This is a genomic window from Niallia sp. Marseille-Q9988 (genome assembly GCF_976954375.1).
This window is the reverse complement of the sequence record NZ_CDRJSZ010000001.1, coordinates 65,629-90,449: the sequence shown is the minus strand read 5'-3', so window position 1 is coordinate 90,449 and position 24,821 is coordinate 65,629. Positions and strand designations below refer to the sequence as shown.

18 protein-coding genes, 12 tRNA genes, 3 rRNA genes and 1 riboswitch are annotated in these 24,821 nt (G+C 40.6%); of the genes, 28 read left to right on the top strand and 5 right to left on the bottom strand.

From position 1 onward, the window contains the following. Positions 1–6: 6 nt before the first annotated feature. The gene (gene cmpA, locus ACWNMZ_RS00460; protein ID WP_109767903.1) at positions 7–123 is read right to left on the bottom strand and encodes a cortex morphogenetic protein CmpA; all 117 of its coding nucleotides are present in this window, start codon (positions 121–123) and stop codon (positions 7–9) included. A gap of 222 nt (positions 124–345) precedes the next feature. On the opposite strand from cmpA, the gene ACWNMZ_RS00455 reads away from it, so the two are divergent. From ACWNMZ_RS00455 to tsaD, 20 genes are all read left to right on the top strand, one after another. After that, positions 346–822: a SprT family protein gene (locus ACWNMZ_RS00455; protein ID WP_031540176.1), complete on the top strand. Its 477-nt coding sequence runs from the start codon at positions 346–348 to the stop codon at positions 820–822. Between the two features lie 159 nt (positions 823–981). Beyond that, positions 982–1,056 (top strand) — tRNA-Asn (locus ACWNMZ_RS00450). Positions 1,057–1,060: 4 nt separating this feature from the next. Beyond that, positions 1,061–1,151: transfer RNA gene (locus ACWNMZ_RS00445), tRNA-Ser, on the top strand. Between the two features lie 19 nt (positions 1,152–1,170). Next, positions 1,171–1,242, top strand: a tRNA-Glu gene (locus ACWNMZ_RS00440). Between the two features lie 26 nt (positions 1,243–1,268). After that, a tRNA-Asp gene (locus tag ACWNMZ_RS00435) sits at positions 1,269–1,345 on the top strand. A gap of 16 nt (positions 1,346–1,361) precedes the next feature. Further along, positions 1,362–1,436, top strand: a tRNA-Gln gene (locus ACWNMZ_RS00430). A 1-nt stretch (position 1,437) separates the two neighbouring features. Next, positions 1,438–1,513 (top strand) — tRNA-Lys (locus ACWNMZ_RS00425). 18 nt (positions 1,514–1,531) lie between these two features. After that, positions 1,532–1,616: transfer RNA gene (locus ACWNMZ_RS00420), tRNA-Leu, on the top strand. 51 nt (positions 1,617–1,667) lie between these two features. Beyond that, positions 1,668–1,750, top strand: a tRNA-Leu gene (locus ACWNMZ_RS00415). A 64-nt stretch (positions 1,751–1,814) separates the two neighbouring features. Then, positions 1,815–1,891, top strand: a tRNA-Arg gene (locus ACWNMZ_RS00410). A 4-nt stretch (positions 1,892–1,895) separates the two neighbouring features. Then, positions 1,896–1,972 (top strand) — tRNA-Pro (locus ACWNMZ_RS00405). A gap of 38 nt (positions 1,973–2,010) precedes the next feature. Continuing rightward, positions 2,011–2,084 (top strand) — tRNA-Gly (locus ACWNMZ_RS00400). A gap of 123 nt (positions 2,085–2,207) precedes the next feature. Next, positions 2,208–3,755: ribosomal RNA gene (locus tag ACWNMZ_RS00395) — 16S ribosomal RNA — on the top strand. Between the two features lie 474 nt (positions 3,756–4,229). Further along, positions 4,230–7,164: ribosomal RNA gene (locus tag ACWNMZ_RS00390) — 23S ribosomal RNA — on the top strand. Between the two features lie 245 nt (positions 7,165–7,409). Further along, a 5S ribosomal RNA gene (gene rrf, locus ACWNMZ_RS00385) occupies positions 7,410–7,527 on the top strand. The 16S, 23S and 5S rRNA genes sit together here with 12 tRNA genes alongside, the layout of an rRNA operon. A gap of 20 nt (positions 7,528–7,547) precedes the next feature. After that, a tRNA-Met gene (locus ACWNMZ_RS00380) sits at positions 7,548–7,621 on the top strand. 282 nt (positions 7,622–7,903) lie between these two features. Then, entirely contained in the window at positions 7,904–8,359 is a 456-nt protein-coding gene (tsaE, locus tag ACWNMZ_RS00375; RefSeq protein WP_235252723.1) for a tRNA (adenosine(37)-N6)-threonylcarbamoyltransferase complex ATPase subunit type 1 TsaE, read from the top strand. Further along, complete coding sequence (gene tsaB, locus ACWNMZ_RS00370; protein ID WP_251628919.1) at positions 8,356–9,072, top strand: tRNA (adenosine(37)-N6)-threonylcarbamoyltransferase complex dimerization subunit type 1 TsaB; 717 nt, start codon at positions 8,356–8,358, stop codon at positions 9,070–9,072. The genes tsaE and tsaB overlap by 4 nt, the downstream gene beginning before the upstream one ends. Next, the gene (rimI, locus tag ACWNMZ_RS00365; protein WP_235252721.1) at positions 9,072–9,518 is read left to right on the top strand and encodes a ribosomal protein S18-alanine N-acetyltransferase; all 447 of its coding nucleotides are present in this window, start codon (positions 9,072–9,074) and stop codon (positions 9,516–9,518) included. The genes tsaB and rimI overlap by 1 nt, the downstream gene beginning before the upstream one ends. After that, positions 9,515–10,552, top strand: coding sequence for a tRNA (adenosine(37)-N6)-threonylcarbamoyltransferase complex transferase subunit TsaD (tsaD, locus tag ACWNMZ_RS00360; protein ID WP_031540010.1), 1,038 nt, complete (start codon positions 9,515–9,517; stop codon positions 10,550–10,552). The genes rimI and tsaD overlap by 4 nt, the downstream gene beginning before the upstream one ends. A 189-nt stretch (positions 10,553–10,741) precedes the next feature. Here tsaD and ACWNMZ_RS00355 read toward each other — a convergent pair whose 3' ends face one another. Beyond that, entirely contained in the window at positions 10,742–12,670 is a 1,929-nt protein-coding gene (locus tag ACWNMZ_RS00355) for an ABC-F family ATP-binding cassette domain-containing protein (RefSeq protein ID WP_449598256.1), read from the bottom strand. 140 nt (positions 12,671–12,810) lie between these two features. On the opposite strand from ACWNMZ_RS00355, the gene moaC reads away from it, so the two are divergent. Together moaC and ACWNMZ_RS00345 are read left to right on the top strand one after the other, a co-directional pair. Further along, positions 12,811–13,296 carry a cyclic pyranopterin monophosphate synthase MoaC gene (moaC, locus tag ACWNMZ_RS00350; RefSeq protein ID WP_449598255.1) on the top strand — a complete coding sequence of 162 codons (486 nt, stop codon included), beginning with the start codon at positions 12,811–12,813 and terminating at the stop codon, positions 13,294–13,296. Positions 13,297–13,334: 38 nt separating this feature from the next. Beyond that, positions 13,335–14,003: a redox-sensing transcriptional repressor Rex gene (locus ACWNMZ_RS00345; RefSeq protein WP_031540007.1), complete on the top strand. Its 669-nt coding sequence runs from the start codon at positions 13,335–13,337 to the stop codon at positions 14,001–14,003. Between the two features lie 110 nt (positions 14,004–14,113). Here the strand turns inward: ACWNMZ_RS00345 and ACWNMZ_RS00340 are convergent, their stop codons facing one another. Together ACWNMZ_RS00340 and ACWNMZ_RS00335 are read right to left on the bottom strand one after the other, a co-directional pair. Beyond that, entirely contained in the window at positions 14,114–14,335 is a 222-nt protein-coding gene (locus ACWNMZ_RS00340) for a YdiK family protein (protein WP_449598254.1), read from the bottom strand. 1 nt (position 14,336) lies between these two features. Further along, entirely contained in the window at positions 14,337–15,071 is a 735-nt protein-coding gene (locus ACWNMZ_RS00335) for a CPBP family intramembrane glutamic endopeptidase (RefSeq protein WP_048716480.1), read from the bottom strand. Positions 15,072–15,428: 357 nt separating this feature from the next. On the opposite strand from ACWNMZ_RS00335, the gene groES reads away from it, so the two are divergent. Together groES and groL are read left to right on the top strand one after the other, a co-directional pair. Further along, positions 15,429–15,713 (top strand): co-chaperone GroES, encoded by a 285-nt coding sequence (groES, locus tag ACWNMZ_RS00330; RefSeq protein ID WP_031540004.1) that lies wholly within the window; start codon positions 15,429–15,431, stop codon positions 15,711–15,713. Positions 15,714–15,785: 72 nt separating this feature from the next. After that, a complete protein-coding gene (gene groL / locus ACWNMZ_RS00325) occupies positions 15,786–17,420 on the top strand; it encodes a chaperonin GroEL (protein WP_048716483.1) in 1,635 nt (544 codons plus the stop codon). 190 nt (positions 17,421–17,610) lie between these two features. Here groL and ACWNMZ_RS00320 read toward each other — a convergent pair whose 3' ends face one another. Next, positions 17,611–18,948 (bottom strand): ISLre2 family transposase, encoded by a 1,338-nt coding sequence (locus tag ACWNMZ_RS00320; RefSeq protein ID WP_251628884.1) that lies wholly within the window; start codon positions 18,946–18,948, stop codon positions 17,611–17,613. Between the two features lie 158 nt (positions 18,949–19,106). Here ACWNMZ_RS00320 and dcuS point away from each other — a divergent pair, with 158 nt between their 5' ends. From dcuS to ACWNMZ_RS00300, 4 genes are all read left to right on the top strand, one after another. Continuing rightward, positions 19,107–20,717, top strand: a complete 1,611-nt coding sequence (gene dcuS, locus ACWNMZ_RS00315; RefSeq protein WP_449598265.1) for a DcuS/MalK family sensor histidine kinase — start codon at positions 19,107–19,109, stop codon at positions 20,715–20,717. Further along, positions 20,710–21,417 (top strand): response regulator, encoded by a 708-nt coding sequence (locus ACWNMZ_RS00310; protein WP_441131491.1) that lies wholly within the window; start codon positions 20,710–20,712, stop codon positions 21,415–21,417. Before dcuS ends, ACWNMZ_RS00310 begins: the two co-directional genes overlap by 8 nt. A 186-nt stretch (positions 21,418–21,603) precedes the next feature. After that, positions 21,604–22,572, top strand: a complete 969-nt coding sequence (locus tag ACWNMZ_RS00305) for a 2-keto-3-deoxygluconate permease (RefSeq protein WP_031539004.1) — start codon at positions 21,604–21,606, stop codon at positions 22,570–22,572. A gap of 193 nt (positions 22,573–22,765) precedes the next feature. Then, entirely contained in the window at positions 22,766–24,469 is a 1,704-nt protein-coding gene (locus ACWNMZ_RS00300; protein WP_048716382.1) for an NAD-dependent malic enzyme, read from the top strand. Between the two features lie 236 nt (positions 24,470–24,705). After that, positions 24,706–24,792: riboswitch (cyclic di-GMP riboswitch) on the top strand. Positions 24,793–24,821: the final 29 nt, after the last annotated feature.

The window sequence follows — 24,821 nt, the reverse complement described above, 5'->3', positions numbered from 1 at the left end:
GGATAGCTAACTTGGAGTATTTTTACGGCAATAGTAATACCAGCATTGATTTAATAGCTTTACTTGATAGCTGTTTTTTTCAAAGAAGGCTTTTTTAATTTGGTTTTGTAACCAATTAGGCATTATATTCACTCCTTGTTGTAATCATTAAACTCGGTTAAGAACGAAAAATCGTTCCTTCCACTTTCTTGAAATATCCATCAATAGCGCACTTCTCTCTATAATATAATGGATAAGAAAATGTTTTGATTTGGACGGTGTTATATCATTCGATAAGATTTAGTAAGGTATAAGTTTATTGTATGCTATAATAGTTTGTCTTGTTGAGGAGGGATAAACGGATCAATGACAAATGAAGAATTACAAAGATTAGTTGAGGATATTTCTTGGAAGTATTTTGAAAGAAAGTTTGAACATGAAGCATCTTTTAATCTTAGATTAAGAACTACTGGGGGAAGGTATTTATTAAACACTCATAATATTGAAATTAATAAAACGTATTATGAGGTATTGGGATTAGAGGAGTTAATAGGTATTATTAAGCATGAATTATGTCATTATCATCTTCATTTATTAAACAGAGGATATCAACATAAGGATGCTGATTTTAAGACGCTTCTTAAAAGAGTAGGTGGTCCTAGGTTTTGTTCTTCTCTACCAGCTGAAAGGAAGAAAGGGCAATCGAAGAGAGTTCTTATTTATTCTTGTGTTTCATGTCAACAAAAATATACTAGGAAAAAAAGAATGGACATAAGAAAGTATGTTTGTGGAAAATGTAGAGGAAGATTAAAATTAGAAGAAATAATTAGTGTTGATAAGTGATTTTCAATGAGGAATTTTATTTTCGAAAAAAGTTTTGAAAGGTGCTTGACTTATTATTTATATGTCCTTATAATGTAAAGAGTCGACAAGAGAGCAACTTGTTAATGCAACTGCTGGCAACTGTCTCGTTAGATAGTTGGACAAGTCGATGGATATTATTCCGCAGTAGCTCAGTGGTAGAGCATTCGGCTGTTAACCGAACGGTCGTAGGTTCGAGTCCTACCTGCGGAGCCATTTTGGGGAAGTACTCAAGAGGCTGAAGAGGCGCCCCTGCTAAGGGTGTAGGTCGCGTAAGCGGCGCGAGGGTTCAAATCCCTCCTTCTCCGCCAGAAAGCAATTTAAAGTTATGGCCCGTTGGTCAAGCGGTTAAGACACCGCCCTTTCACGGCGGTAACACGGGTTCGAATCCCGTACGGGTCATTTGTTATTTGTAATTTTGAAAGTTTGGTCCGGTAGTTCAGTTGGTTAGAATGCCTGCCTGTCACGCAGGAGGTCGCGGGTTCGAGTCCCGTCCGGACCGCCATTTAAATTTTTATTATTGGGCTATAGCCAAGCGGTAAGGCAACGGACTTTGACTCCGTCACTCGTTGGTTCGAATCCAGCTAGCCCAGCCACGAGCCATTAGCTCAGTCGGTAGAGCATCTGACTTTTAATCAGAGGGTCGGAGGTTCGAATCCTCCATGGCTCACCATTATATATATTAGAATAAGCGGGTGTGGCGGAATTGGCAGACGCACTAGACTTAGGATCTAGCGCCGCAAGGCGTGGGGGTTCGACTCCCTTCACCCGCACCATCTAATAAACGAAAAAGATTTATGAATGTACAATAAATTATCTCTTGTAGTGCGGTCGTGGCGGAATGGCAGACGCGCTAGGTTGAGGGCCTAGTGGGGGCAACCCCGTGGAGGTTCAAGTCCTCTCGGCCGCATCAAAAAAAGTGTTGACAGCCGATAAAATATGTTGTATGATTATAAAGTCGCTTTCGGAAATATGCGCCCGTAGCTCAATTGGATAGAGCGTCTGACTACGGATCAGAAGGTTATGGGTTCGACTCCTTTCGGGCGCGCCATATTCGGGAAGTAGCTCAGCTTGGTAGAGCACTTGGTTTGGGACCAAGGGGTCGCAGGTTCGAATCCTGTCTTCCCGACCATTGATATCAAGCTTAAAAATAAATATCAACCTTATAATGCGGGTGTAGTTTAATGGTAAAACCTCAGCCTTCCAAGCTGATGTCGTGGGTTCGATTCCCATCACCCGCTCCAAATTTTTTATTGCTCTTTGAAAACTGAACAAACAAACGTCAACAATAATCGTGTTATAACGAATGTTATAGAATGACAACAAGTAATAAAAAGCTAGAGTTTAGCAATGAGCTAATCAACTCTTTATTGGAGAGTTTGATCCTGGCTCAGGACGAACGCTGGCGGCGTGCCTAATACATGCAAGTCGAGCGGACTTTAAAAGCTTGCTTTTAAAGTTAGCGGCGGACGGGTGAGTAACACGTGGGCAACCTGCCTGTAAGACTGGGATAACTTCGGGAAACCGGAGCTAATACCGGATAATCCTTTTCTACACATGTAGAAAAGCTGAAAGACGGTTTACGCTGTCACTTACAGATGGGCCCGCGGCGCATTAGCTAGTTGGTGAGGTAACGGCTCACCAAGGCAACGATGCGTAGCCGACCTGAGAGGGTGATCGGCCACACTGGGACTGAGACACGGCCCAGACTCCTACGGGAGGCAGCAGTAGGGAATCTTCCGCAATGGACGAAAGTCTGACGGAGCAACGCCGCGTGAGTGATGAAGGTTTTCGGATCGTAAAACTCTGTTGTTAGGGAAGAACAAGTACAAGAGTAACTGCTTGTACCTTGACGGTACCTAACCAGAAAGCCACGGCTAACTACGTGCCAGCAGCCGCGGTAATACGTAGGTGGCAAGCGTTGTCCGGAATTATTGGGCGTAAAGCGCGCGCAGGCGGTCCTTTAAGTCTGATGTGAAAGCCCACGGCTCAACCGTGGAGGGTCATTGGAAACTGGGGGACTTGAGTGCAGAAGAGAAGAGTGGAATTCCACGTGTAGCGGTGAAATGCGTAGAGATGTGGAGGAACACCAGTGGCGAAGGCGACTCTTTGGTCTGTAACTGACGCTGAGGCGCGAAAGCGTGGGGAGCAAACAGGATTAGATACCCTGGTAGTCCACGCCGTAAACGATGAGTGCTAAGTGTTAGAGGGTTTCCGCCCTTTAGTGCTGCAGCAAACGCATTAAGCACTCCGCCTGGGGAGTACGGCCGCAAGGCTGAAACTCAAAGGAATTGACGGGGGCCCGCACAAGCGGTGGAGCATGTGGTTTAATTCGAAGCAACGCGAAGAACCTTACCAGGTCTTGACATCCTCTGACACTCCTAGAGATAGGACGTTCCCCTTCGGGGGACAGAGTGACAGGTGGTGCATGGTTGTCGTCAGCTCGTGTCGTGAGATGTTGGGTTAAGTCCCGCAACGAGCGCAACCCTTGATCTTAGTTGCCAGCATTTAGTTGGGCACTCTAAGGTGACTGCCGGTGACAAACCGGAGGAAGGTGGGGATGACGTCAAATCATCATGCCCCTTATGACCTGGGCTACACACGTGCTACAATGGATGGTACAAAGGGCAGCAAAGCGGTGACGCCTAGCAAATCCCATAAAACCATTCTCAGTTCGGATTGTAGGCTGCAACTCGCCTACATGAAGCTGGAATCGCTAGTAATCGCGGATCAGCATGCCGCGGTGAATACGTTCCCGGGCCTTGTACACACCGCCCGTCACACCACGAGAGTTTGTAACACCCGAAGTCGGTGGGGTAACCATTTGGAGCCAGCCGCCTAAGGTGGGATAGATGATTGGGGTGAAGTCGTAACAAGGTAGCCGTATCGGAAGGTGCGGCTGGATCACCTCCTTTCTAAGGAAAATGGAATGTACATTCCATCAAAGATTGTTGACGATTTGTTGTTCAGTTTTGAGGGAGCAATTCCTCAAAAACAGTAATAAGTTTGAGGGTAAAGAGAAACGAGTAGATCAAGGAAGCAAACGCGCGAGCACCGGAGCGTACAACAGTACGTGAGGAGCAGAGCGAAGAAGCTGACGAAGAGATGCGAAGTTTATCTTTAGCCGAAATTGTTCCTTGAAAACTAGATTATGAATAGTAAAAACAAGAAAGAAACCGAGTAATCGCCATCTTAGATTCTCTATTTTAGAGAATTATTTCTTTGAAAAGTAATCGTATCAATCGAATACCCTTTCAAAGATTTGAGAGCAAAGAGAAGCAAGTAGGTCAAGGAAGCGACCGAGCGAGCACCGGAGCGTACGCTAGTACGTGAGGAGCAGAGTAAGGAAGCTGACGAAGAGATACGCCGCTTATCTTTGGTCGAAACTAAGTTAAGTTAGAAAGGGCGCACGGTGGATGCCTTGGCACTAGGAGCCGATGAAGGACGGGATTAACACCGATATGCTTTGGGGAGCTGTAAGTAAGCTTTGATCCAGAGATTTCCGAATGGGGAAACCCTCTATCCGTAATGGGATAGAATCTTTACCTGAATACATAGGGTACTGAAGGCAGACCCGGGGAACTGAAACATCTAAGTACCCGGAGGAAGAGAAAGCAAACGCGATTCCCTGAGTAGCGGCGAGCGAAACGGGATTAGCCCAAACCAAGAGGCTTGCCTCTTGGGGTTGTAGGACACTCTATATGGAGTTACAAAGGAACGGGGTAGACGAATCGATCTGGAAAGGTCAGTCGTAGAAGGTAAAAACCCTGTAGTCGAAACTTCGTTCCCTCCAGAGTGTATCCTGAGTACGGCGGGACACGAGAAATCCCGTCGGAAGCAGGGAGGACCATCTCCCAAGGCTAAATACTCCCTAGTGACCGATAGTGAACCAGTACCGTGAGGGAAAGGTGAAAAGCACCCCGGAAGGGGAGTGAAATAGATCCTGAAACCGTGTGCCTACAAGTAGTTAGAGCCCATTTATGGGTGATAGCGTGCCTTTTGTAGAATGAACCGGCGAGTTACGATTACATGCGAGGTTAAGTTGATAAGACGGAGCCGCAGCGAAAGCGAGTCTGAATAGGGCGAAATAGTATGTGGTTGTAGACCCGAAACCAGGTGATCTACCCATGTCCAGGGTGAAGTCCAGGTAACACTGGATGGAGGCCCGAACCCACGCACGTTGAAAAGTGCGGGGATGAGGTGTGGGTAGCGGAGAAATTCCAATCGAACTTGGAGATAGCTGGTTCTCTCCGAAATAGCTTTAGGGCTAGCCTCAAGATTTAGAGTATTGGAGGTAGAGCACTGTTTGGACTAGGGGCCCCCATCGGGTTACCGAATTCAGACAAACTCCGAATGCCAAATACTTATTCTTGGGAGTCAGACTACGAGTGATAAGATCCGTGGTCAAGAGGGAAACAGCCCAGACCACCAGCTAAGGTCCCAAAGTATACGTTAAGTGGAAAAGGATGTGGAGTTGCTTAGACAACCAGGATGTTGGCTTAGAAGCAGCCACCATTTAAAGAGTGCGTAATAGCTCACTGGTCGAGTGACTCTGCGCCGAAAATGTACCGGGGCTAAACGTATCACCGAAGCTGTGGATTGACATCTAATGATGTCAGTGGTAGGAGAGCGTTCTAAGGGCGTTGAAGCTAGACCGTAAGGACTGGTGGAGCGCTTAGAAGTGAGAATGCCGGTATGAGTAGCGAAAGATGAGTGAGAATCTCATCCACCGAATGCCTAAGGTTTCCTGAGGAAGGCTCGTCCGCTCAGGGTTAGTCGGGACCTAAGCCGAGGCTGAAAAGCGTAGGCGATGGACAACAGGTTGATATTCCTGTACCACCTTTCAATCATTTGAGCAATGGGGGGACGCAGGAGGATAGGGTAAGCGTGCTGTTGGATTAGCACGTCCAAGCAGTTAGGCCGGTAATGAGGCAAATCCCATTACCACATAAGCGGAGCTGTGACGGCGAGGGAAATATAGTACCGAAGTTCCTGATTCCACACTGCCAAGAAAAGCCTCTAGCGAGATTGATGGTGCCCGTACCGCAAACCGACACAGGTAGGCGAGGAGAGAATCCTAAGGTGAGCGAGAGAACTCTCGTTAAGGAACTCGGCAAAATGACCCCGTAACTTCGGGAGAAGGGGTGCTCTTGCGGGTGCAAGCCTGCGAGAGCCGCAGTGAATAGGCCCAGGCGACTGTTTAGCAAAAACACAGGTCTCTGCGAAGCCGCAAGGCGAAGTATAGGGGCTGACACCTGCCCGGTGCTGGAAGGTTAAGAGGAGGGGTTAGCGTTCGCGCGAAGCTCTGAATTGAAGCCCCAGTAAACGGCGGCCGTAACTATAACGGTCCTAAGGTAGCGAAATTCCTTGTCGGGTAAGTTCCGACCCGCACGAAAGGTGTAACGATCTGGGCACTGTCTCAACGAGAGACTCGGTGAAATTATAGTACCTGTGAAGATGCAGGTTACCCGCGACAGGACGGAAAGACCCCGTGGAGCTTTACTGCAGCCTGATATTGAATTTTGGTACAGCTTGTACAGGATAGGTAGGAGCCTTGGAAGCCGGAGCGCTAGCTTCGGTGGAGGCATTGGTGGGATACTACCCTGGCTGTATTGACATTCTAACCCGCACCCCTTATCGGGGTGGGAGACAGTGTCAGGTGGGCAGTTTGACTGGGGCGGTCGCCTCCTAAAAAGTAACGGAGGCGCCCAAAGGTTCCCTCAGAATGGTTGGAAATCATTCGTAGAGTGTAAAGGCACAAGGGAGCTTGACTGCGAGACCTACAAGTCGAGCAGGGACGAAAGTCGGGCTTAGTGATCCGGTGGTTCCGCATGGAAGGGCCATCGCTCAACGGATAAAAGCTACCCCGGGGATAACAGGCTTATCTCCCCCAAGAGTCCACATCGACGGGGAGGTTTGGCACCTCGATGTCGGCTCATCGCATCCTGGGGCTGTAGTCGGTCCCAAGGGTTGGGCTGTTCGCCCATTAAAGCGGTACGCGAGCTGGGTTCAGAACGTCGTGAGACAGTTCGGTCCCTATCCGTCGTGGGCGTAGGAAATTTGAGAGGAGCTGTCCTTAGTACGAGAGGACCGGGATGGACGCACCGCTGGTGTACCAGTTGTCTTGCCAAAGGCATCGCTGGGTAGCTATGTGCGGAAGGGATAAGTGCTGAAAGCATCTAAGCATGAAGCCCCCCTCAAGATGAGATTTCCCATAGCGTAAGCTAGTAAGATCCCTGAAAGATGATCAGGTTGATAGGTCAGAGGTGGAAGCGTGGCGACATGTGGAGCTGACTGATACTAATAGATCGAGGACTTAACTAAAACGAAAAGCGGAAACGCCTGTTTATCGGCGTACAAACTGGAAGAGCTTGTTCTTTCGATAAAGGAAACACGATGAACGTAAGTGAATCGATGTTGACTTACGCAAAAGAGATGATCGGAAGTTTGATAGGCGATAGGCGTTGGAGCTGGACAATAAATCTTAGCGTAAGCTAAGAAAGATTACTCATTTCTTATCTTTACTTCATAATCTAGTTTTGAGGGAATAACTCTCAAAAATTAAATAGTCTGGTGGCGATAGCGAGAAGGTCACACCCGTTCCCATACCGAACACGGAAGTTAAGCTTCTAAAGCGCCGATGGTAGTTGGGGGTTCTCCCCCTGTGAGAGTAGGACGTCGCCAGGCTTTTATATTTTTAATATCGTCGCGGGGTGGAGCAGTCTGGTAGCTCGTCGGGCTCATAACCCGAAGGTCGCAGGTTCAAATCCTGTCCCCGCAATCAAACAATGAAAAAAATCCTTAGGAATAACCTAAGGATTTTTTTGTTCGTCTAAGAACCTCTAAAATGGAGAGACTGTGGATATCTAAGTTAAACAGACTGATAAATGAATGAAAAAAAGTATAATAGATTGATTTGAATGGATATTTTGTATTTCTTTTAGGATTATGAGACAAACTATTCTGTTTCCTCAAAAAAACAAGGAGACTTGCTTTAGACTCATAGGTTTATTGAGTATAATAAAAGATATACCATTATTAAATTTTATATTAGGAGTAATTTATGAAAAACTTTGAGTGGAAGGCAGATAATGTGGAAGAGACGATTAGTTTTGCTGAGCGAATTGGCTTGCTTTTAAAAGCAGGGGATGTAATTACTTTAGAAGGGGATCTTGGCGCTGGCAAAACAACTTTTACAAAAGGAATCGCGAAAGGATTAGGAATAGCTAAAACGGTTAACAGTCCAACCTTTACAATAATAAAGGAATATCAAGGGATATTACCGTTATATCATATGGATGTCTATCGATTAAAGGATAGTGAGGAAGATTTAGGCTTTGAGGAGTATTTTGAAGGGGATGGAGTTACTGTTGTGGAATGGGCCCATTTAATTGAGGACCAACTGCCAATAGAATTTTTGCAAATTCAATTGTTTTATGACGACACTTCAGGAAGGAAAATAGTTTTATCCCCTAAAGGTTCTCGCTATATGCAATTATGTAAGGAGATATTTGAATGAAGATATTAGCAATAGATACGTCAAATTTTGTTTTAGGTATTGCTTTATATGAAGATGGAAAGGTAATTGGGGAATATATCACTAACCTGAAAAAGAACCATTCGATTAGAGCGATGCCTGCGATCGAGCAATTAATGAAGGAATGTGATATAAAGCCAAAGGATCTCTCCAAGGTTGTAGTAGCAAAAGGACCTGGATCTTATACAGGCGTTCGGATTGGGGTTACGATTGCAAAAACACTTGCCTGGACATTAAATATTCCATTAGTAGGTGTTTCTAGCCTAGAAGTACTTGCTGCATCTGTAGGACGATATTTTGATGGTTATGTGTCTCCACTATTCGATGCTAGAAGAGGACAGATTTATACAGGGTTATATCATTTTACAAGTAATAAAGTGGAAATAATAAAAAAGGATCAATTGATTTTATCTACAGATTGGGTTCAGCACCTTGCTCCATTGAAGAAAAGCATATTATTTGTTGGGAATGATTTACCTCTTCATGAAGAAATCTTAAAGGACGGATTAGGTGATCTTGCTTATTTAGCAGATGGAGTGGATTTTAATCCGAGACCTTCTATCCTTGCTATGTTAGGAGAATCAAGGCCAGCTGAAGCGATACATACGTTTACACCTAATTATATACGGTTAGCAGAGGCAGAGGCAAATTGGCTGAAAGCAAATAAAAAAGAGATAAAGGAAGACAGGGGATAATGTCAGCATTTGAATTTCGCTATATGACAGTTGCGGATATCGATGATATTTTCAAAATCGAAATGATTTCTTTTACTACTCCTTGGAGTAAAGAGGCTTTTTATAATGAGCTAACACAAAATCGATTTGCTAAATATATTGTAATCCAACATGAAGAAGGGCTTGTCGGGTATTGTGGAGTATGGATTGTTGTAGATGAAGCTCATATTACAAATATAGCTATTCTGCCAGAGTACAGAGGAAAAAAGCTCGGTGAAACGTTACTTACAAAGATAATGGATGAGGCAAGGCAGCTTGGTGCTACTTCTATGACATTAGAAGTCCGTGTGACAAATATGGTGGCACAAAATTTATATAGAAAACTAGGATTCCAAAACGGTGCAATTAGAAAGAAGTACTATACAGATAATCAAGAAGATGCTTTAGTAATGTGGGTGAAATTATGAAAAATAATAATGATTTGATTATATTGGGTATGGAAACAAGCTGTGATGAAACAGCGGTTTCTATTGTAAGAAATGGATCGGAAATCCTTTCAAATATTGTAGCTTCTCAAATTGAAAGCCATAAGAGATTTGGTGGAGTCGTTCCAGAAATTGCTTCAAGACATCATGTGGAGCAAATTACGCTTGTAATAGAAGAAGCGCTCTCCCAAGCGGATGTCACTTATGAAGAAATCGATGCAATTGCTGTAACAGAGGGACCAGGTTTGGTAGGAGCTCTTTTAATAGGAGTGAATGCTGCTAAAGCAATAAGTTTTGCACATGATATCCCACTTGTGGGTGTACATCATATTGCTGGGCATATTTATGCCAATCAACTTGTGGATAACTTAGAATTCCCTTTATTAGCACTAGTGGTTTCTGGTGGGCATACAGAATTAGTATTAATGAGAGAGCATGGTCATTTTGAAGTTATTGGAGAAACAAGAGACGACGCTGCTGGAGAAGCCTATGATAAGGTTGCGCGAACACTTAATCTTCCTTATCCAGGTGGCCCTCATATTGATCGACTAGCGACAGAAGGGAATGCTGCTGCTGTAAAGTTGCCAAGAGCATGGATAGAAGGAACCTATGATTTTAGTTTTAGTGGATTGAAATCAGCAGTTATCAACACTGTGCATAACGCTGAGCAACGTGGAGAAGTTATTAGACCTGAAGATTTGGCAGCTAGCTTTCAGGAAAGTGTTGTGGAAGTATTGGTATCAAAGACTGTCGAAGCAGCAGAGCAGTACCAAGTGAAGCAAGTTGTATTAGCAGGTGGGGTTGCTGCTAATAAAGGACTTAGAACTGCTCTTATGGATAAGTTTAAAAAGATGAATTCCGTAAAATTAACGATACCACCATTAGCTTTATGTACAGATAATGCGGCAATGATTGCTGCAGCAGGAACCATTTTCTTTGAAAAAGGACAGCGATCAAGATTGGATTTGAACGGAAACCCAGGATTAGATATAACAATCCACAATGGAATGGAGTAAGACTTTGGCCCTATATGCGTCACTGTGAATAAATATGATGTTATATACACACGTTGTGGATAATGTGAATAATTCATTATGTATTTGTGGATAATGTGGGTAAATATGTGGAAAGCTGATAAAACAATCCTTGATATGTGGATAATAATGTGGAAAAAAAGTACTGGGTAAATAAATACCCAGTACTTTTTACTTATCTGATAATTCGGTCCATTCATCCATTAACCGTTCGATTTGATCTTTTAACTGTTCAAGGCTTTTATTTAACTCTAAGACCTTTTCATGATCTTGGAAAATTTCAGGTTCGCATAGAAGAGCTTCCTGTTCTGATACTTTTATTTCTAGCTCTTCAATAGTTGTTTCTATTTCTTCAATTCTTCTTAATCTTTGACGTTCTAATTTTTGCACTTCCTTGCTCATTTGGTAAGAGCTTTTCTCTTCTGTCCCTGTATTTTGTGCTTGTTTTACAGCAGCATTTGCTTCTAATGCCTGAATTTCTGCTTGCTCCAGCTTCTTTTCCACATAATAATCATAGTCGCCTAAGAATTCTGTGGATCCACTCTTATCTAATTCAATCACCTTTGTTGCAATTCTGTTAATAAAATATCTGTCATGGGAAACAAAAAGAATGGTACCTGGGTAATCAATTAAAGCATTTTCGAGTACTTCTTTACTGTCTAAGTCTAAATGGTTTGTCGGCTCGTCCAAGATTAAGACATTTGGTTTTTCCATCATTAGCTTAGATAATGCGAGACGTGCCTTCTCTCCACCACTTAATGAATTTACTATTTTTAAAACATCGTCTCCTGAAAATAAGAAATTGCCGAGGACAGTACGGATATCTTTTTCAGGTGTCAGTGGAAAGTCATCCCATAATTCATTAAGGACTCGTTTATTAGAGGTAAGTTCTGCTTGTTCTTGATCGTAGTATCCAATCATGACATTTGAGCCAAGTGCTATCGAACCAGCATGTTTTGGCAGCCTATCAATGATTGTTTTTAATAGCGTTGATTTTCCAACACCATTTGGGCCAACTAGGGCAACACTTTCACCTCTATTTATTTGGAAGGAAATATGCTCAGATACTGAATTATCTTTATAACCAATGGAAAGATCATTAATTTTTAATACATCATTTCCTGTTTGTTTTGTAATTTCAAAGCCAAAGGAAGCAGATTTTTCATTGCCGTCTGGACGATCGATTCTATCCATTCTGTCCAATGTTTTTCTGCGGCTTTGTGCTCTTTTGGTAGTAGACGCTCTTGCTAAATTTTTTTGAATGAATGTTTCTAGTTTGGCAATTTCATCTTGTTGCTTTTCGTAAAGTTTCATTTCTCGCTCATAATTTGCCGCTTTTTGCTCAAGATAACCGCTATAGTTACCAATAAACTTTTGAATATGGTGTCTTGATATTTCGTACACTTGGGTCACTACTTTATCAAGGAAATAACGGTCATGGGAAACGATTAATACAGCACCCTTATAACCTTGCAAGTATTGCTCCAACCAAGATAATGTTTCAATATCTAGATGGTTTGTTGGTTCGTCTAGTATGAGAATATCTGGTGTAGTTAGTAGAAGCTTTGCTAGTGCTAATCTTGTTTTTTGACCACCACTTAACGTAGAGATTTTTGTACTGTAATCGAATGTACTAAAGTTTAAACCATGTAAAACGGAGCGGATATCTGCTTCGTATTGATAGCCACCGCTTTCTTTAAATTCAAATTGCAGGTGGTCATATTCCTTTAAAATTCGCTCAAAAGCATCTGGGTTTTCGATTGTATTGGGATCGGACATCTTTTGTTCCAGTTTTCTTAAATGTTTTTCTTTTACTTGAAGCTCATGGAAAACTGTTAACATCTCATCCCAAATGGAAAGGCTTGATTCCAAACCTGTGTTTTGAGCAAGATACCCTATTTCGACATTTTTAGGCTTTATGATTTCACCGGAGTCATAGGATAATTGCCCAGCGATAATTTTCAATAAGGTAGATTTGCCAGCGCCGTTTCTTCCCACTAGAGCGATTCGGTCTCTCGTTTGTACTTCTAATTTTATATTTGATAAGATAAGTTCAGCTCCAAAATGCTTAGATAGCTGATTTACTTGTAATAGTATCATTTCTTCACCTCAGGGGATTATGTACCATAAGTGTAACCTATAAATATGTTATCCTGCAATAAAAGGGAAAATGGGAAAAAAGTGATAATAAATACACATTCTCTTTAAAATAGTGTATCATTTTGCTTAGAGGTGTTATTATGGGGGAGTTTACACATTTTAATCAGGAAGGCCATGCGAAAATGGTTGATATATCAGAAAAAAGTGAAACCGCTCGCATTGCTGTTGCTCTATCTAGTATTAAAGTAAGTGAAGAAATTTATGAGAAAATCATAAAGCAGGAGATAAAAAAAGGAGATGTACTAGCTGTTGCCCAAGTAGCAGGAATAATGGCTGCTAAAAAAACAGCTGACATCATACCTATGTGTCACCCAATTATGTTGAAGGGTGTCGATATATCATTTCAATGGGAAGACGATGCGGAAGATTTTCAATTGATTATTTCCGCAACCGTAAAGACAGTCGGAAGTACAGGTGTGGAAATGGAAGCATTGACTGCTGCATCTGTTACAGCTTTAACGATTTATGATATGTGTAAAAGCTTGGATAAAGGGATGGTAATTGGCCACACCTATTTAGTCGAGAAATCAGGTGGAAAAAATGGCGATTACAAAAGAGAGCAGTAGAATAACTGCTAATTTTTATATATAGGTAGGGGATAAGTATGCATAATGAGGTAATGAAAATACCGCAGGCAACAGCAAAGCGGTTACCATTATACTATCGCTTTTTAAAAAATTTACATTCATCAGGTAAGCAGAGAGTGTCTTCTGCTGAATTAAGTGAAGCAGTGAAGGTCGACTCTGCCACAATAAGACGGGATTTCTCTTATTTTGGCGCGCTTGGAAAAAAGGGATATGGATACAATGTAAACTATTTATTATCATTTTTCCGTAAAACATTAGATCAAGATGAACTAACGAAAGTAGCTTTAATTGGTGTTGGTAATTTAGGGGTTGCCTTTTTGAAATATAACTTCTTAAAAAATAATAACACAAAAATTGAAGTAGGATTCGATGTTATAGAAGAAAAGATTGGCACTTTAGTGAACGATGTGCCTATTCATCATATGGATGATTTAGAGAAGGTTCTGCAAGAGAATGGTGTTGAAGTAGCAATACTAACGGTACCAGCACATGCAGCACAAATTATTACAGATCGTTTAGTAGAGAGCAATATCAAAGGAATATTGAATTTTACTCCCGCTCGCTTAAATGTGCCAGCGAATGTGAGAGTACATCATATTGATTTGGCTGTGGAGCTGCAATCGCTTGTTTATTTCTTAAAGCATTATCCTACGCCAGATGTAGAGGCAGAGGAAACGGAAGAATAAAAAGGAAATGCGTGTATAAGGGTGTAGCGGAAACTACATTCTTATACACGCATTTTTTTTAGAAAGAATTAAAAAGTGGCCCGTTGATTTCCACTCTTAATTATTTTCTATCATTGTTTCGGCTTTTTTCTATCTGTTTGGTTTTTTTTCAGGAAAAAGTGAAAGTTGATTAATTTTATTCCTGATCCGATGTCAAAGGTTGCCAGGATGACTAGTAAATACGTATAGAATCCCCATTCTTGATTTAATTGTAAATCGTGGATTGCAAAATACGTAAAAAGAGCTCCAAAAATAATATATAGAACTCCTGAAAATAACTGTGATCTTCTCATTTTATAAAAATCCTCCAATAAATTGTGTTACGCCCGAGTATTTTTCCTGCCATTCGATAATTTTGTCATAGTTTAATTGCAAAATTACTACGAGTGTGTTCATTGCGACATGGGCAAAGATTGGCACAAGGATTCTTTTGGTTTTTACATATAGGAATGCAAAGGTAAAGCCCATGCTTGCATATAGAAGGATGTGGACAAAATCTCTATGAGCAACTGCAAAGATTAGGGAACTAATTAGTGCAGAAATGAAAAATCCGAATCGCTGATATAGGGAACCGAAAATGATTTTACGAAATACAATTTCCTCTAGAATCGGTCCAATAATACTTACTACTATAATCACAAGAGGTGCTGCGTTGATAAGCTGCATAATTTGTTCTGTGTTTTCTGATCCTTGTTTTATGCCTAATTGCTGTTCAATGATTCCGGCAAAGCTTTGGGCAAATAAAGACAGAAATACCCCACCAATTGCCCACCCAATAGAGGAAGGAATGCTCATTACATCTGAACGCATCGGATTACTGACTTCCTTTCTTAGCAAAACAAGACAGATAATTAAGGCGATGATAAAACTAAATATTAGCCAAATAATGTTAGATTGGAATTGAATCGCTTTGGAAGCTGGATTGTATCCAAGTAAACCAGCAATAAAAAGAATGACCGGAACTCCAACAAAAGTGGAGAGCTGCATGGCGATGTAAGTTATTAAAATAATCCAATATTCTTTTTTCAAAATAAAAGCTCCTTTAGATAATTGATAGGTTTAAAAAAATGTGTGAAAGGAATATATCAATGTTAATCTGTTCTTATTATATTTGAGCAAAGAGACAATCATACTTCCTATTCTACTAATAAGCAGTGCTCTGTTTCAAATAGTAACAACTAAAATAATAGAAAGTGTGAATATTTAAAGCTTTAACGTATATACTCTCTAAGGGAAATAGAAACTAGAAAAAAATTTACGAAAAAATAAGTCTTGTCTCTTGCATTATGAGAAAAGATTAATTAATATAATAATTGTGTTAGCACTCATAGTGATTGAGTGCTAATAAGAAAATAAAATGTATATAATTTGAGGAGGTTGTTTCACTTGTTAAAGCCATTAGGAGATCGCATTATTATTGAGCTTGTTGAAACAGAAGAAAAAACTGCAAGTGGTATCGTATTACCAGACTCTGCTAAAGAAAAGCCTCAAGAAGGCAAAGTAGTAGCTGTAGGAACTGGTCGCGTATTAGAGAGCGGAGAGCGTGTAGCGCTTGAAGTATCTGTTGATGACCGCATTATCTTCTCAAAATACTCTGGTACTGAAGTGAAATACGAAGGGAAAGAGTATCTAATTCTTCGCGAAAGCGACATTTTAGCTATTATTGGCTAATTCAATTTTAACATAAGAGATTACGTAATAAAAAAATACATGAGATAACAATACTTGAGGAGGTTTTTCAAAATGGCTAAAGATATTAAATTTAGTGAAGAAGCTCGCCGTGCTATGCTGCGTGGGGTTGATGCTCTAGCAGATGCTGTAAAAGTAACACTTGGACCAAAAGGACGCAACGTGGTTCTTGAGAAAAAATATGGCTCACCACTTATTACAAATGATGGTGTAACAATCGCAAAAGAAATCGAATTAGAAGATGCATTTGAAAACATGGGGGCAAAACTTGTTGCAGAAGTAGCAAGCAAAACAAATGATGTTGCAGGGGACGGTACAACAACTGCGACAGTTCTAGCACAAGCAATGATTCGCGAAGGACTTAAAAACGTTACAGCAGGTGCTAACCCAATGGGTATCCGTAAAGGGATGGACAAAGCGATTGCTGCTGCAATTGAAGAGTTAAAAGCTATTTCTAAACCAATCGAAGGCAAAGCTTCTATTGCACAAGTTGCTGCTATTTCTTCTGCTGATGAAGAAGTAGGACAATTAATCGCTGAAGCAATGGAGCGTGTTGGTAACGACGGAGTTATCACAATTGAAGAATCAAAAGGTTTCACTACTGAATTAGATGTAGTAGAAGGTATGCAATTCGACCGTGGATACGTATCTCCATACATGGTTACTGATTCAGATAAAATGGAAGCTGTTCTTGAAAATCCATATCTTTTAATTACAGATAAGAAGATTTCGAACATCCAAGAAATCTTACCAGTATTAGAGCAAGTAGTTCAACAAGGGAAACCATTATTAATCGTTGCAGAAGACGTAGAAGGCGAAGCAAATGCTACATTAGTATTAAATAAACTTCGCGGAACATTCACTGCAGTAGCTGTTAAAGCTCCTGGCTTTGGTGATCGTCGTAAAGCAATGCTAGAAGATATCGCTGTTTTAACTGGCGGTCAAGTAATCACAGAAGATCTTGGCTTAGAGCTTAAAACAACCTCTATTGAGTCTTTAGGACGCGCTGCAAAAGTAGTCATCACAAAAGAAACTACTACAATTGTAGAAGGTGCTGGTTCAACAGAAGATATCCAAGCACGTGTAAACCAAATCCGTGTTCAATTAGAAGAAACAACTTCTGAATTTGACCGTGAAAAATTACAAGAACGTCTTGCAAAACTTTCTGGTGGTGTAGCAGTAGTAAAAGTTGGTGCTGCAACGGAAACAGAATTAAAAGAACGTAAATTACGTATCGAAGACGCTCTAAACTCTACTCGCGCTGCTGTGGAAGAAGGTATCGTAGCAGGTGGTGGTACAGCTCTTCTAAACGTATACAATAAAGTAGCTGCTATCCAAGCAGAAGGCGACGAAGCAACTGGTGTAAACATCGTTCTACGCGCAATCGAAGAGCCAGTTCGTCAAATCGCATTCAACGCAGGCCTAGAAGGATCTGTAATCGTTGAGAAATTGAAAAACGAACCAGTAGGAACAGGCTTCAACGCTGCTAACGGCGAGTGGGTAAACATGATTGAAGCTGGTATTGTTGACCCAACTAAAGTTACTCGTTCTGCCTTACAAAACGCAGGAAGTGTAGCTGCTATGTTCTTAACAACAGAAGCTGTAGTTGCTGATAAACCTGAAGAAGGTGGCGCAGGTGCTGCAATGCCTGATATGGGCGGCATGGGTGGAATGGGCGGCATGATGTAATCATCGCCCAAACCCCTTGATATATGAGGGTTTTATGTAAGAGGGGAGCGCAATGCTAACATTTTGCTAATATTGAAGTTAGACAACGGAGGCTTCTCAAAAGTTTAAGTAAACTTTTGAGAAGCCTCTTTTTTATTTTCTAGTGTTCCTTGTAAAAAAGTATATTGTAATCTTCTATAACTAGTAAGTTTTAAAAACCTTTTAATCCCTGTAAGGCAAAGTGAATGGGTTTTCCAATCGCTTGATTTAAGTATGGCATGTTCTGACGCACGGTTTCTGTTACTAATTTTGTGGGTATTTTTCTTTTCGGTCGATGCTCTTTCTTTGATTTTTCCGTGGTCTTTTCCCATTTTCCATATATCGTTTGGATGGATAGGTCATCCTTCAATCCAATCCACAAGCGCGCCATGCTCATGACCCCTTTTTTGCTCCATGCTCTTCCATTTTTTAATCGTTTGGCTAATTGATTCATCATCGCCTCTGCACTTCCCATTGGACGATACGCTGTCGTGTCCACACCTTTTTCCTGTAACCAACTACGGTAATCTTTTATGGTTTCCTGATGATGCGTTAAAAAGGCAAGGAAATGCTCTAGTTTTTCTTCTTCTTCTGGTGTATCCATTGTTCCTACTGCGCTATTCAACTCTAGAAGTAATGTTTCTACCTGGTAGTTTTTTAACGCTCTTTTCATGTAGCGGTATCGAGGATGGCTCTTCATTAGTTGCTTCATTGAACGAGCGACATGAAAACGATCCATGGTGAAAAAGGCGCGTTCCCGAAAATACTCTCGACATGCCGTTATCCAGCCTGCTCCATCGCCATTAATAATAAGCAAGGTTTGGGTAGGATCATACGCATAATTATTCTGTAAGAACGTTTCAAAGGCTTCCCAAAAGGGTTCTTTTCCTTCATAGAGAAAATGCCTTTTATTTCGGAGTCTGACTCGCTTTCCGTTTTCTTTCCATCCCTCGTGTACAGCGGCGAATTTCAACTCCCATCCACGCTTTTTCTTTTCTTGGCTCTTCACATATAATCCATCTACTTCGACGAACAATACCTTTTGAAAAGGGCGTTTTTCCTTAGCGGGAAGTACGTTTGTTTGAAGAAGATGTTGCCGTAATGCTTCATGGCTCATCGCCGAATAGCCTAAAAATTGTTCGAACGTTTCCACCGCCTTTCGATAGGAGGAGCCATTCGTCGCTAGTTCTAACCCCCATTCTTCTAGTAGTGGACTAAATCCCTTATTCCCCTGAAACTGTAAATAGTGATCTAATAGACAAATATATTTTTTGGTCACACGATCGAAATAATAATTACGCTTCAGCTCCACAGCTCCAAACGCTGTATCTACTCGTATTTCTCGTTTATCTCGTAAAGCAAATCTTCTTTTGTCTCGTTGCTGAGCAATCTCTTGATCCCAATTTTCTAATGTTTGAACAAGAATTTCTTGAAACGTCATTTGTAGTGTTCGAAATAAAGTTTTTTCCAATTCTTTTAATGATGGCATTTTTGTGTTACATTGATTCATGAGAGCCTCTCCTTTTCGTAGTTTTCTAGTCAAATTCTACTTTACAAAAGGAAGCTCTCTTTTTTAATGCTTCATTTTTTCCAGCTACCGCGCTCTCGCTTGGTGGCCTTTTTGTCTAGTTGGGGGACGCGTCCCCCAACTAGACAAAAAGGATATTTATTCTCCCACAAACATTTTACTCATACTTACAAGTCATTATTATTATTTTTGTATGTATTGTTGTTGTGTTATCCCTTTTAATAACCGATTTGATTATAAGTAAAGGAATAACCTCCAGTGTAGAAGGAACACAGGAAGAGAAGGCATTGGATGTTGCAAGGATGGTGGCCGTTACTCCACAGGCGAAAGAGGTTCTCGAAGGAAAAGGTAGCCAGACAGAAATTCAAGCTTTTGCAAATGAAATAAAAGAACAAACAAATGTTAACTTTGTTGTTGTGATGGATATGGACGGAAATCGTCTATCCCACCCGGAACCTAGTAAAGTGGGGAAGCACTTCAGCGGAGGAGATGAAGGTCCAGTGCTGGAGGGAAAGGAGTATGTTTCCATTTCTAAGGGAACGCTTGGCCATTCCATGCGAGCGTTTACTCCTATCAAGAACGAAGAAGGAGAACAAATCGGCGCAGTTGCTGTAGGAATTTCTTTAAAGAGTGTGACAGAGGCTGTCCATAAAGGACGGATGGGCATCTTTATGGGAACATTGATTGGGACTTTGATTGGTGTAATTGGGGCCGTGTCTCTGGCAAGATACTTCAAAAAAATTCTGTTAGGACTTGAGCCTTTTGCTATTGCTAAGCTTCTAGAAGAGCGTAGTTCTATGCTTCAGTCTGTACGCGAGGGAATTATAGCAATAGATCAGGAGGGCAAAATCACCCTTGTTAATAAGGCAGCTAGTAAGCTTTTTCAAAAAGCGGGTCTTGATGAGAATGCTATTGGTAAAAATATTGAAGATTATTTGCCAGATACTCGGTTAACACGCATTATAAAATCGGCTGAAATGGATTTGGACCAAGAGCAGAACTTGCATGGTGTGACTATTTTAGTAAACCGGGTACCAGTAGTTGTGGAAAATCAAGTAGTGGGTGCTATTGCAACATTCCGTGAAAAATTAGAGGTCCAGCAATTGGCTGAACAATTGACAGGTGTACGTAATTATGCGGATGCTCTCCGTGCCCAAGCACATGAATTTATGAATAAACTTCATGTTATCCTTGGTCTCGTTCGGACGGAACAATACGATACACTTGCTAATTATGTAAGTGAAACGGTAAATCATCGGGAAACAGAAGTTGGCTTTGTTACGAAGAAAGTCCAAGATCCTGTTCTTGCTGGGTTTCTGATTGGTAAGTTAAGCTTTGCCAGAGAATCTGGAGTTTCGCTTTACTTTGATTGTGAAAATAAACTTCCAAAGCCTGCAAACCCGGAAATTACCCATGAACTAATCACGATTATTGGGAATATCCTTGATAATGCTATTGAGGCGAGTGTAGATAGTATAAACAAAAAGGTAGATCTTAAATTGGATTATGCAGAAGAGATTTTAACCATTGAAGTCAAAGATACAGGGATGGGAATGACGAATTCCCTGCAAAATAAAATTCTTGATAAAGGTTTCTCTACTAAAGGAAATAATCGAGGATTTGGCTTGTTTCTTTTAACGCAAGCAGTAGAAAGATTGGAAGGGGATCTCATTATTTCGTCAAAGCCTGGAAAGGGGACAACTTTTGCCGTGTATATACCTTATAAAGTAGAGGTGAGGAGAAATGATTAATGTAATGATTGTAGAAGATGACCCGATGGTAGCGGAAATAAATAAACGATACCTTTCGCAAATAGATGGATTTCAATTGGCACAAACAGCTAATTCAGTAGATGAAGCGATCGCTTTATTGAAAAAAGAAAAAGTACAGCTGATTCTTTTAGATATTTTTATGCCAGGCAAGCTCGGATTAGAACTGTTAGCCTATCTTAGAAAAAATGAACTTGAAATTGATGTTATCATTATATCGGCAGCCTCGGATTTTGAACGAATTAAGAAAGCCTTAAGGCAGGGTATTGTCGACTATTTAATTAAGCCTTTTGAGTTTGAAAGGTTTAATGCTGCTCTCACTACTTACCTTGAGCAAACTAGGATGACGGATAAGCGGGATTCTATTAGTCAACAAGAACTGGATTCCTTCCTTTTACATAGAGAAGAGGCTGTTATTGTAGAGGAACTGCCAAAAGGGTTAACAAAAGATACCCTGAAGCAAATATGGGATGCGATTCAGAAATTAAAGGAAGCACCTTTCTCAAGGGATGATGTAGCAAATGTTGTTGGAATATCAAGAGTATCTGCTAGAAAGTATCTTAATTTCCTAAAGGATTTAGGAATACTTGAAGTGAAGGTTATCTATGGAACGATTGGAAGGCCTGTTTATCAACATGAATATAATTACTGGAAGGAACACTTAATAAAAAACTTTTTGTAAGCAGGTTTGGAAACCGCTTACTTTTTTATTTACAAAAAGAATGATTAAACTTACACAAACTATGAAAGCGTTTAACCGGAGGGTATGATGAACATGTAAAAACAAAAGGGGATTCGTGGTCCAATCAAAATGTTTAGATCGCTTCCTCACAAGTAATAATATAAACTTTTTTTAGGAGGATAAAGTATGCATATTCCGATTAAGAAAACGCTTGATAAAATTCCAGGTGGGATGATGGTTGTTCCATTATTCTTAGGGGTATTAACGAACACATTTTTCCCGCAATTTTTAGAAATTGATCATTTTACTACGGCATTATTTAGTAAAGAAGCATCATCGACCATTTTGGCATGTTTTATGTTTTTAATTGGCTCGCAAATTAATTTTAAATTAGCTCCAAAGGCAATTAAAAAAGGGGCAATCTTACTATCAGGAAAATTTATAGTAGGGGCAGGTATAGGGATTGCAGTAGCCATAATCTTTGGGCCAGCTGGAATTCTAGGATTATCCCCTTTAGCCATTCTTGCAGCGTTATTAAATGCTAATGGTGGTTTGTACGCATCACTTGCTTCCTCCTATGGTGATGAAACGGATGTAGGAGCATATGCGTTATTTTCTTTAAAAGACGGTCCATTTTTTACATTAGTTGCATTAGGAGCTTCTGGTCTTGCTTCCATTCCATTTCATGCGCTTGTAGGAGTATTAATCCCAATATTAATAGGAATGATTTTAGGAAATATTGATCCTGATATGAGAAAGTTTCTAGGAAGCAGTAAATTATTATTAATCCCATTCTTCTCCTTCCCATTAGGAGCAGGAATGGATCTTAGGACGATAATAGAAGCGGGAGGCCCTGGCTTATTACTAGGATTGATAGCTGCATTCACTGGAATTGGGGCTTACTTCCTTTTAAAGTTATTTAAAGAAAATCCTATCGTTGGTTTAGCAACAGGATCAACTGCAGGAAATGCTGTAGCTACACCAGCAGTTGTTGCAGCTGCAGACCCAACATTAGCTTCTATAGCACCAGCAGCTACTGCCCAAGTTGCAGCAGCATGCGTAGTATCTGCAATCATCTGTCCAATTATTGTTAGCTATGTTTATAAAAGATCGGAAAAGAAAAAAGCTAAGAATTCGATTGTACCAGCAGCATAAATAAGGATAGGGAATGAAATAAAGAGGAAAGCAATCCTGGTTACTTGCTGCATTGTTCGTTACAAAATAATGAATTTAAATTAAATATCCTAGTGGAAAATAGCAATCAGTATTAATATGAGAAGGAAGAAATTTGTTTTTGAGAATGTAAGGTTAATAGTTTAATTTCATATAGAAAGAAGGATCTACCACTATGAGTGTGTCTGAAAATGTAATTATCACAACATTAAAAGGAAAAGAAATTCTCTCCAATCCCTTTTTAAATAAAGGTGTTGCTTTTACGAAAGAGGAAAGAGAAAATCTGGGACTTGATGGTCTATTGCCGCCACAAGTACTTACACTTGAAGAACAAGTAAACAGAATCTATGAGCAATATTCGATGCGGACCACCAATCTTTTTAAATACGGCTTGCTTAACGATTTATATAATCGAAATGTCGTTTTGTATTATCGATTTTTAAAAGAACACTTAGCAGAGATGCTTCCAATCGTTTATACCCCAACTGTCGGTGATGCTATCCAGTCATACTCTCATAGCTACCATCGTCCAGATGGATTGTATCTTTCCATTGATCACCCTGAAGGGGTTGAAAAAGCATTTTATAATCTAGGGAAGTCCAGAAATGACATTGACTTAATCGTTGTTACGGACTCTGAAAGTATCCTCGGTATAGGGGATCAAGGAGTAGGCGGTATTAATATTGCAATAGGTAAACTAGCAGTATATACAGCGGCAGCTGGTATTGATCCAAGCCGTGTTCTGCCGGTTGTATTGGATGTTGGTACGAACAATCAGTCTTTAATTGAAGACCCTATCTATATTGGTAATAAGTTCCCTCGTGTCCGTGGTGAGCGTTACGATGATTTCATTGATTTATTTGTTCATACTTCAAGAAAGTTTTTCCCAGAAGTACTTCTTCATTGGGAGGATCTTGGAAATGTAAATGCACGAAATATCTTGGATAAATATGGTGACAAAATCCTTACCTTTAATGATGACATCCAAGGAACAGGTGCTGTGACACTTGCTGCTGTTATGTCTGCGTTAAAAGTTACAGGAGATTCTCTGAAGGATCAACGTATTATTGTCTTTGGACCGGGTGCTGGTGGTCTCGGTAACGCAGACCAAATAGTTGATGCCATGGAAAATCAAGGATTAACAAAAAAAGAGGCTTATGATCATTTTTGGGCTATTGACTATCGAGGGCTACTGACAGATGAAACACCAGATGTACTGAATTTCCAAATGCCTTATGTAAGAAAAGCGGAGGAAGTAAAGGAGTGGGATCAAAATGAGGACGGAATCATTTCATTATTGGAAGTGGTGAAAAGGGTGAAACCAACCATCCTCATTGGTACTTCCGGCCAAGGGGGAGCTTTTTCGGAGGAAATTGTGAAAGAGATGGCAAAGCATGTGGAACGTCCAATTATCATGCCAATGTCCAACCCTACACAACTTGCGGAAGCAGTTCCAGAAAATTTGATTAAATGGACGGATGGTAAGGCGCTAATTGCCACAGGAAGCCCCTTTGCCAATGTAGAATATAACGGTGTTTGCTATGAGATCGGTCAGTCAAATAACGCATTTGTGTTCCCAGGACTAGGGCTTGGAGCCATTGTTTCAAAAGCGCAAGTTATTTCAAAAGGAATGTTTGCGGCAGCAGCAAATGCAGTTGCTGAGATGTGTGAACCCAACCAACCTGGAGCTTCCTTGCTTCCTTCGGTTGAGAAATTACATGATGTATCTATCTATGTTGCAATAGAAGTAGCAAAGGCTGCTCTAAACGAAGGGATAGCAAGAGTGGAGCTTACAGATATTCCAAAAGCCGTGGTCGATGCTGTTTGGCAGCCTGAGTATAAGGAGATAAAGAGTGTCGGTATTTGGGCAAATGTTTAATGACATAATAATAGATTAGTAATCTATATTGGCCTGTTCCTCCTAGTAATTGTCGTATTTTCGACATTTTAGGAGGAAGGGGTTTTTATTTTGTGGTTGCGAAACGGAATAGAGTAATTAGTACTATTTTTGTATATTTGATATGAATAAAAAATACTAGTATCGACAAAAAATGACAAGTTCTTTATAATGAAGTAGTGATTTGTATTCGTGAAAATAGTACTGAAGTTTTCTAAAATTGAAAAAGGCAAACTTATCGAAAGGTAAGGACGCAAAGCTACGAGTCTAAAATCCTTCTGGATAATGATAGTCGGGTTGCCAGAAATAACCACCAACGATTATTTGGCTATCC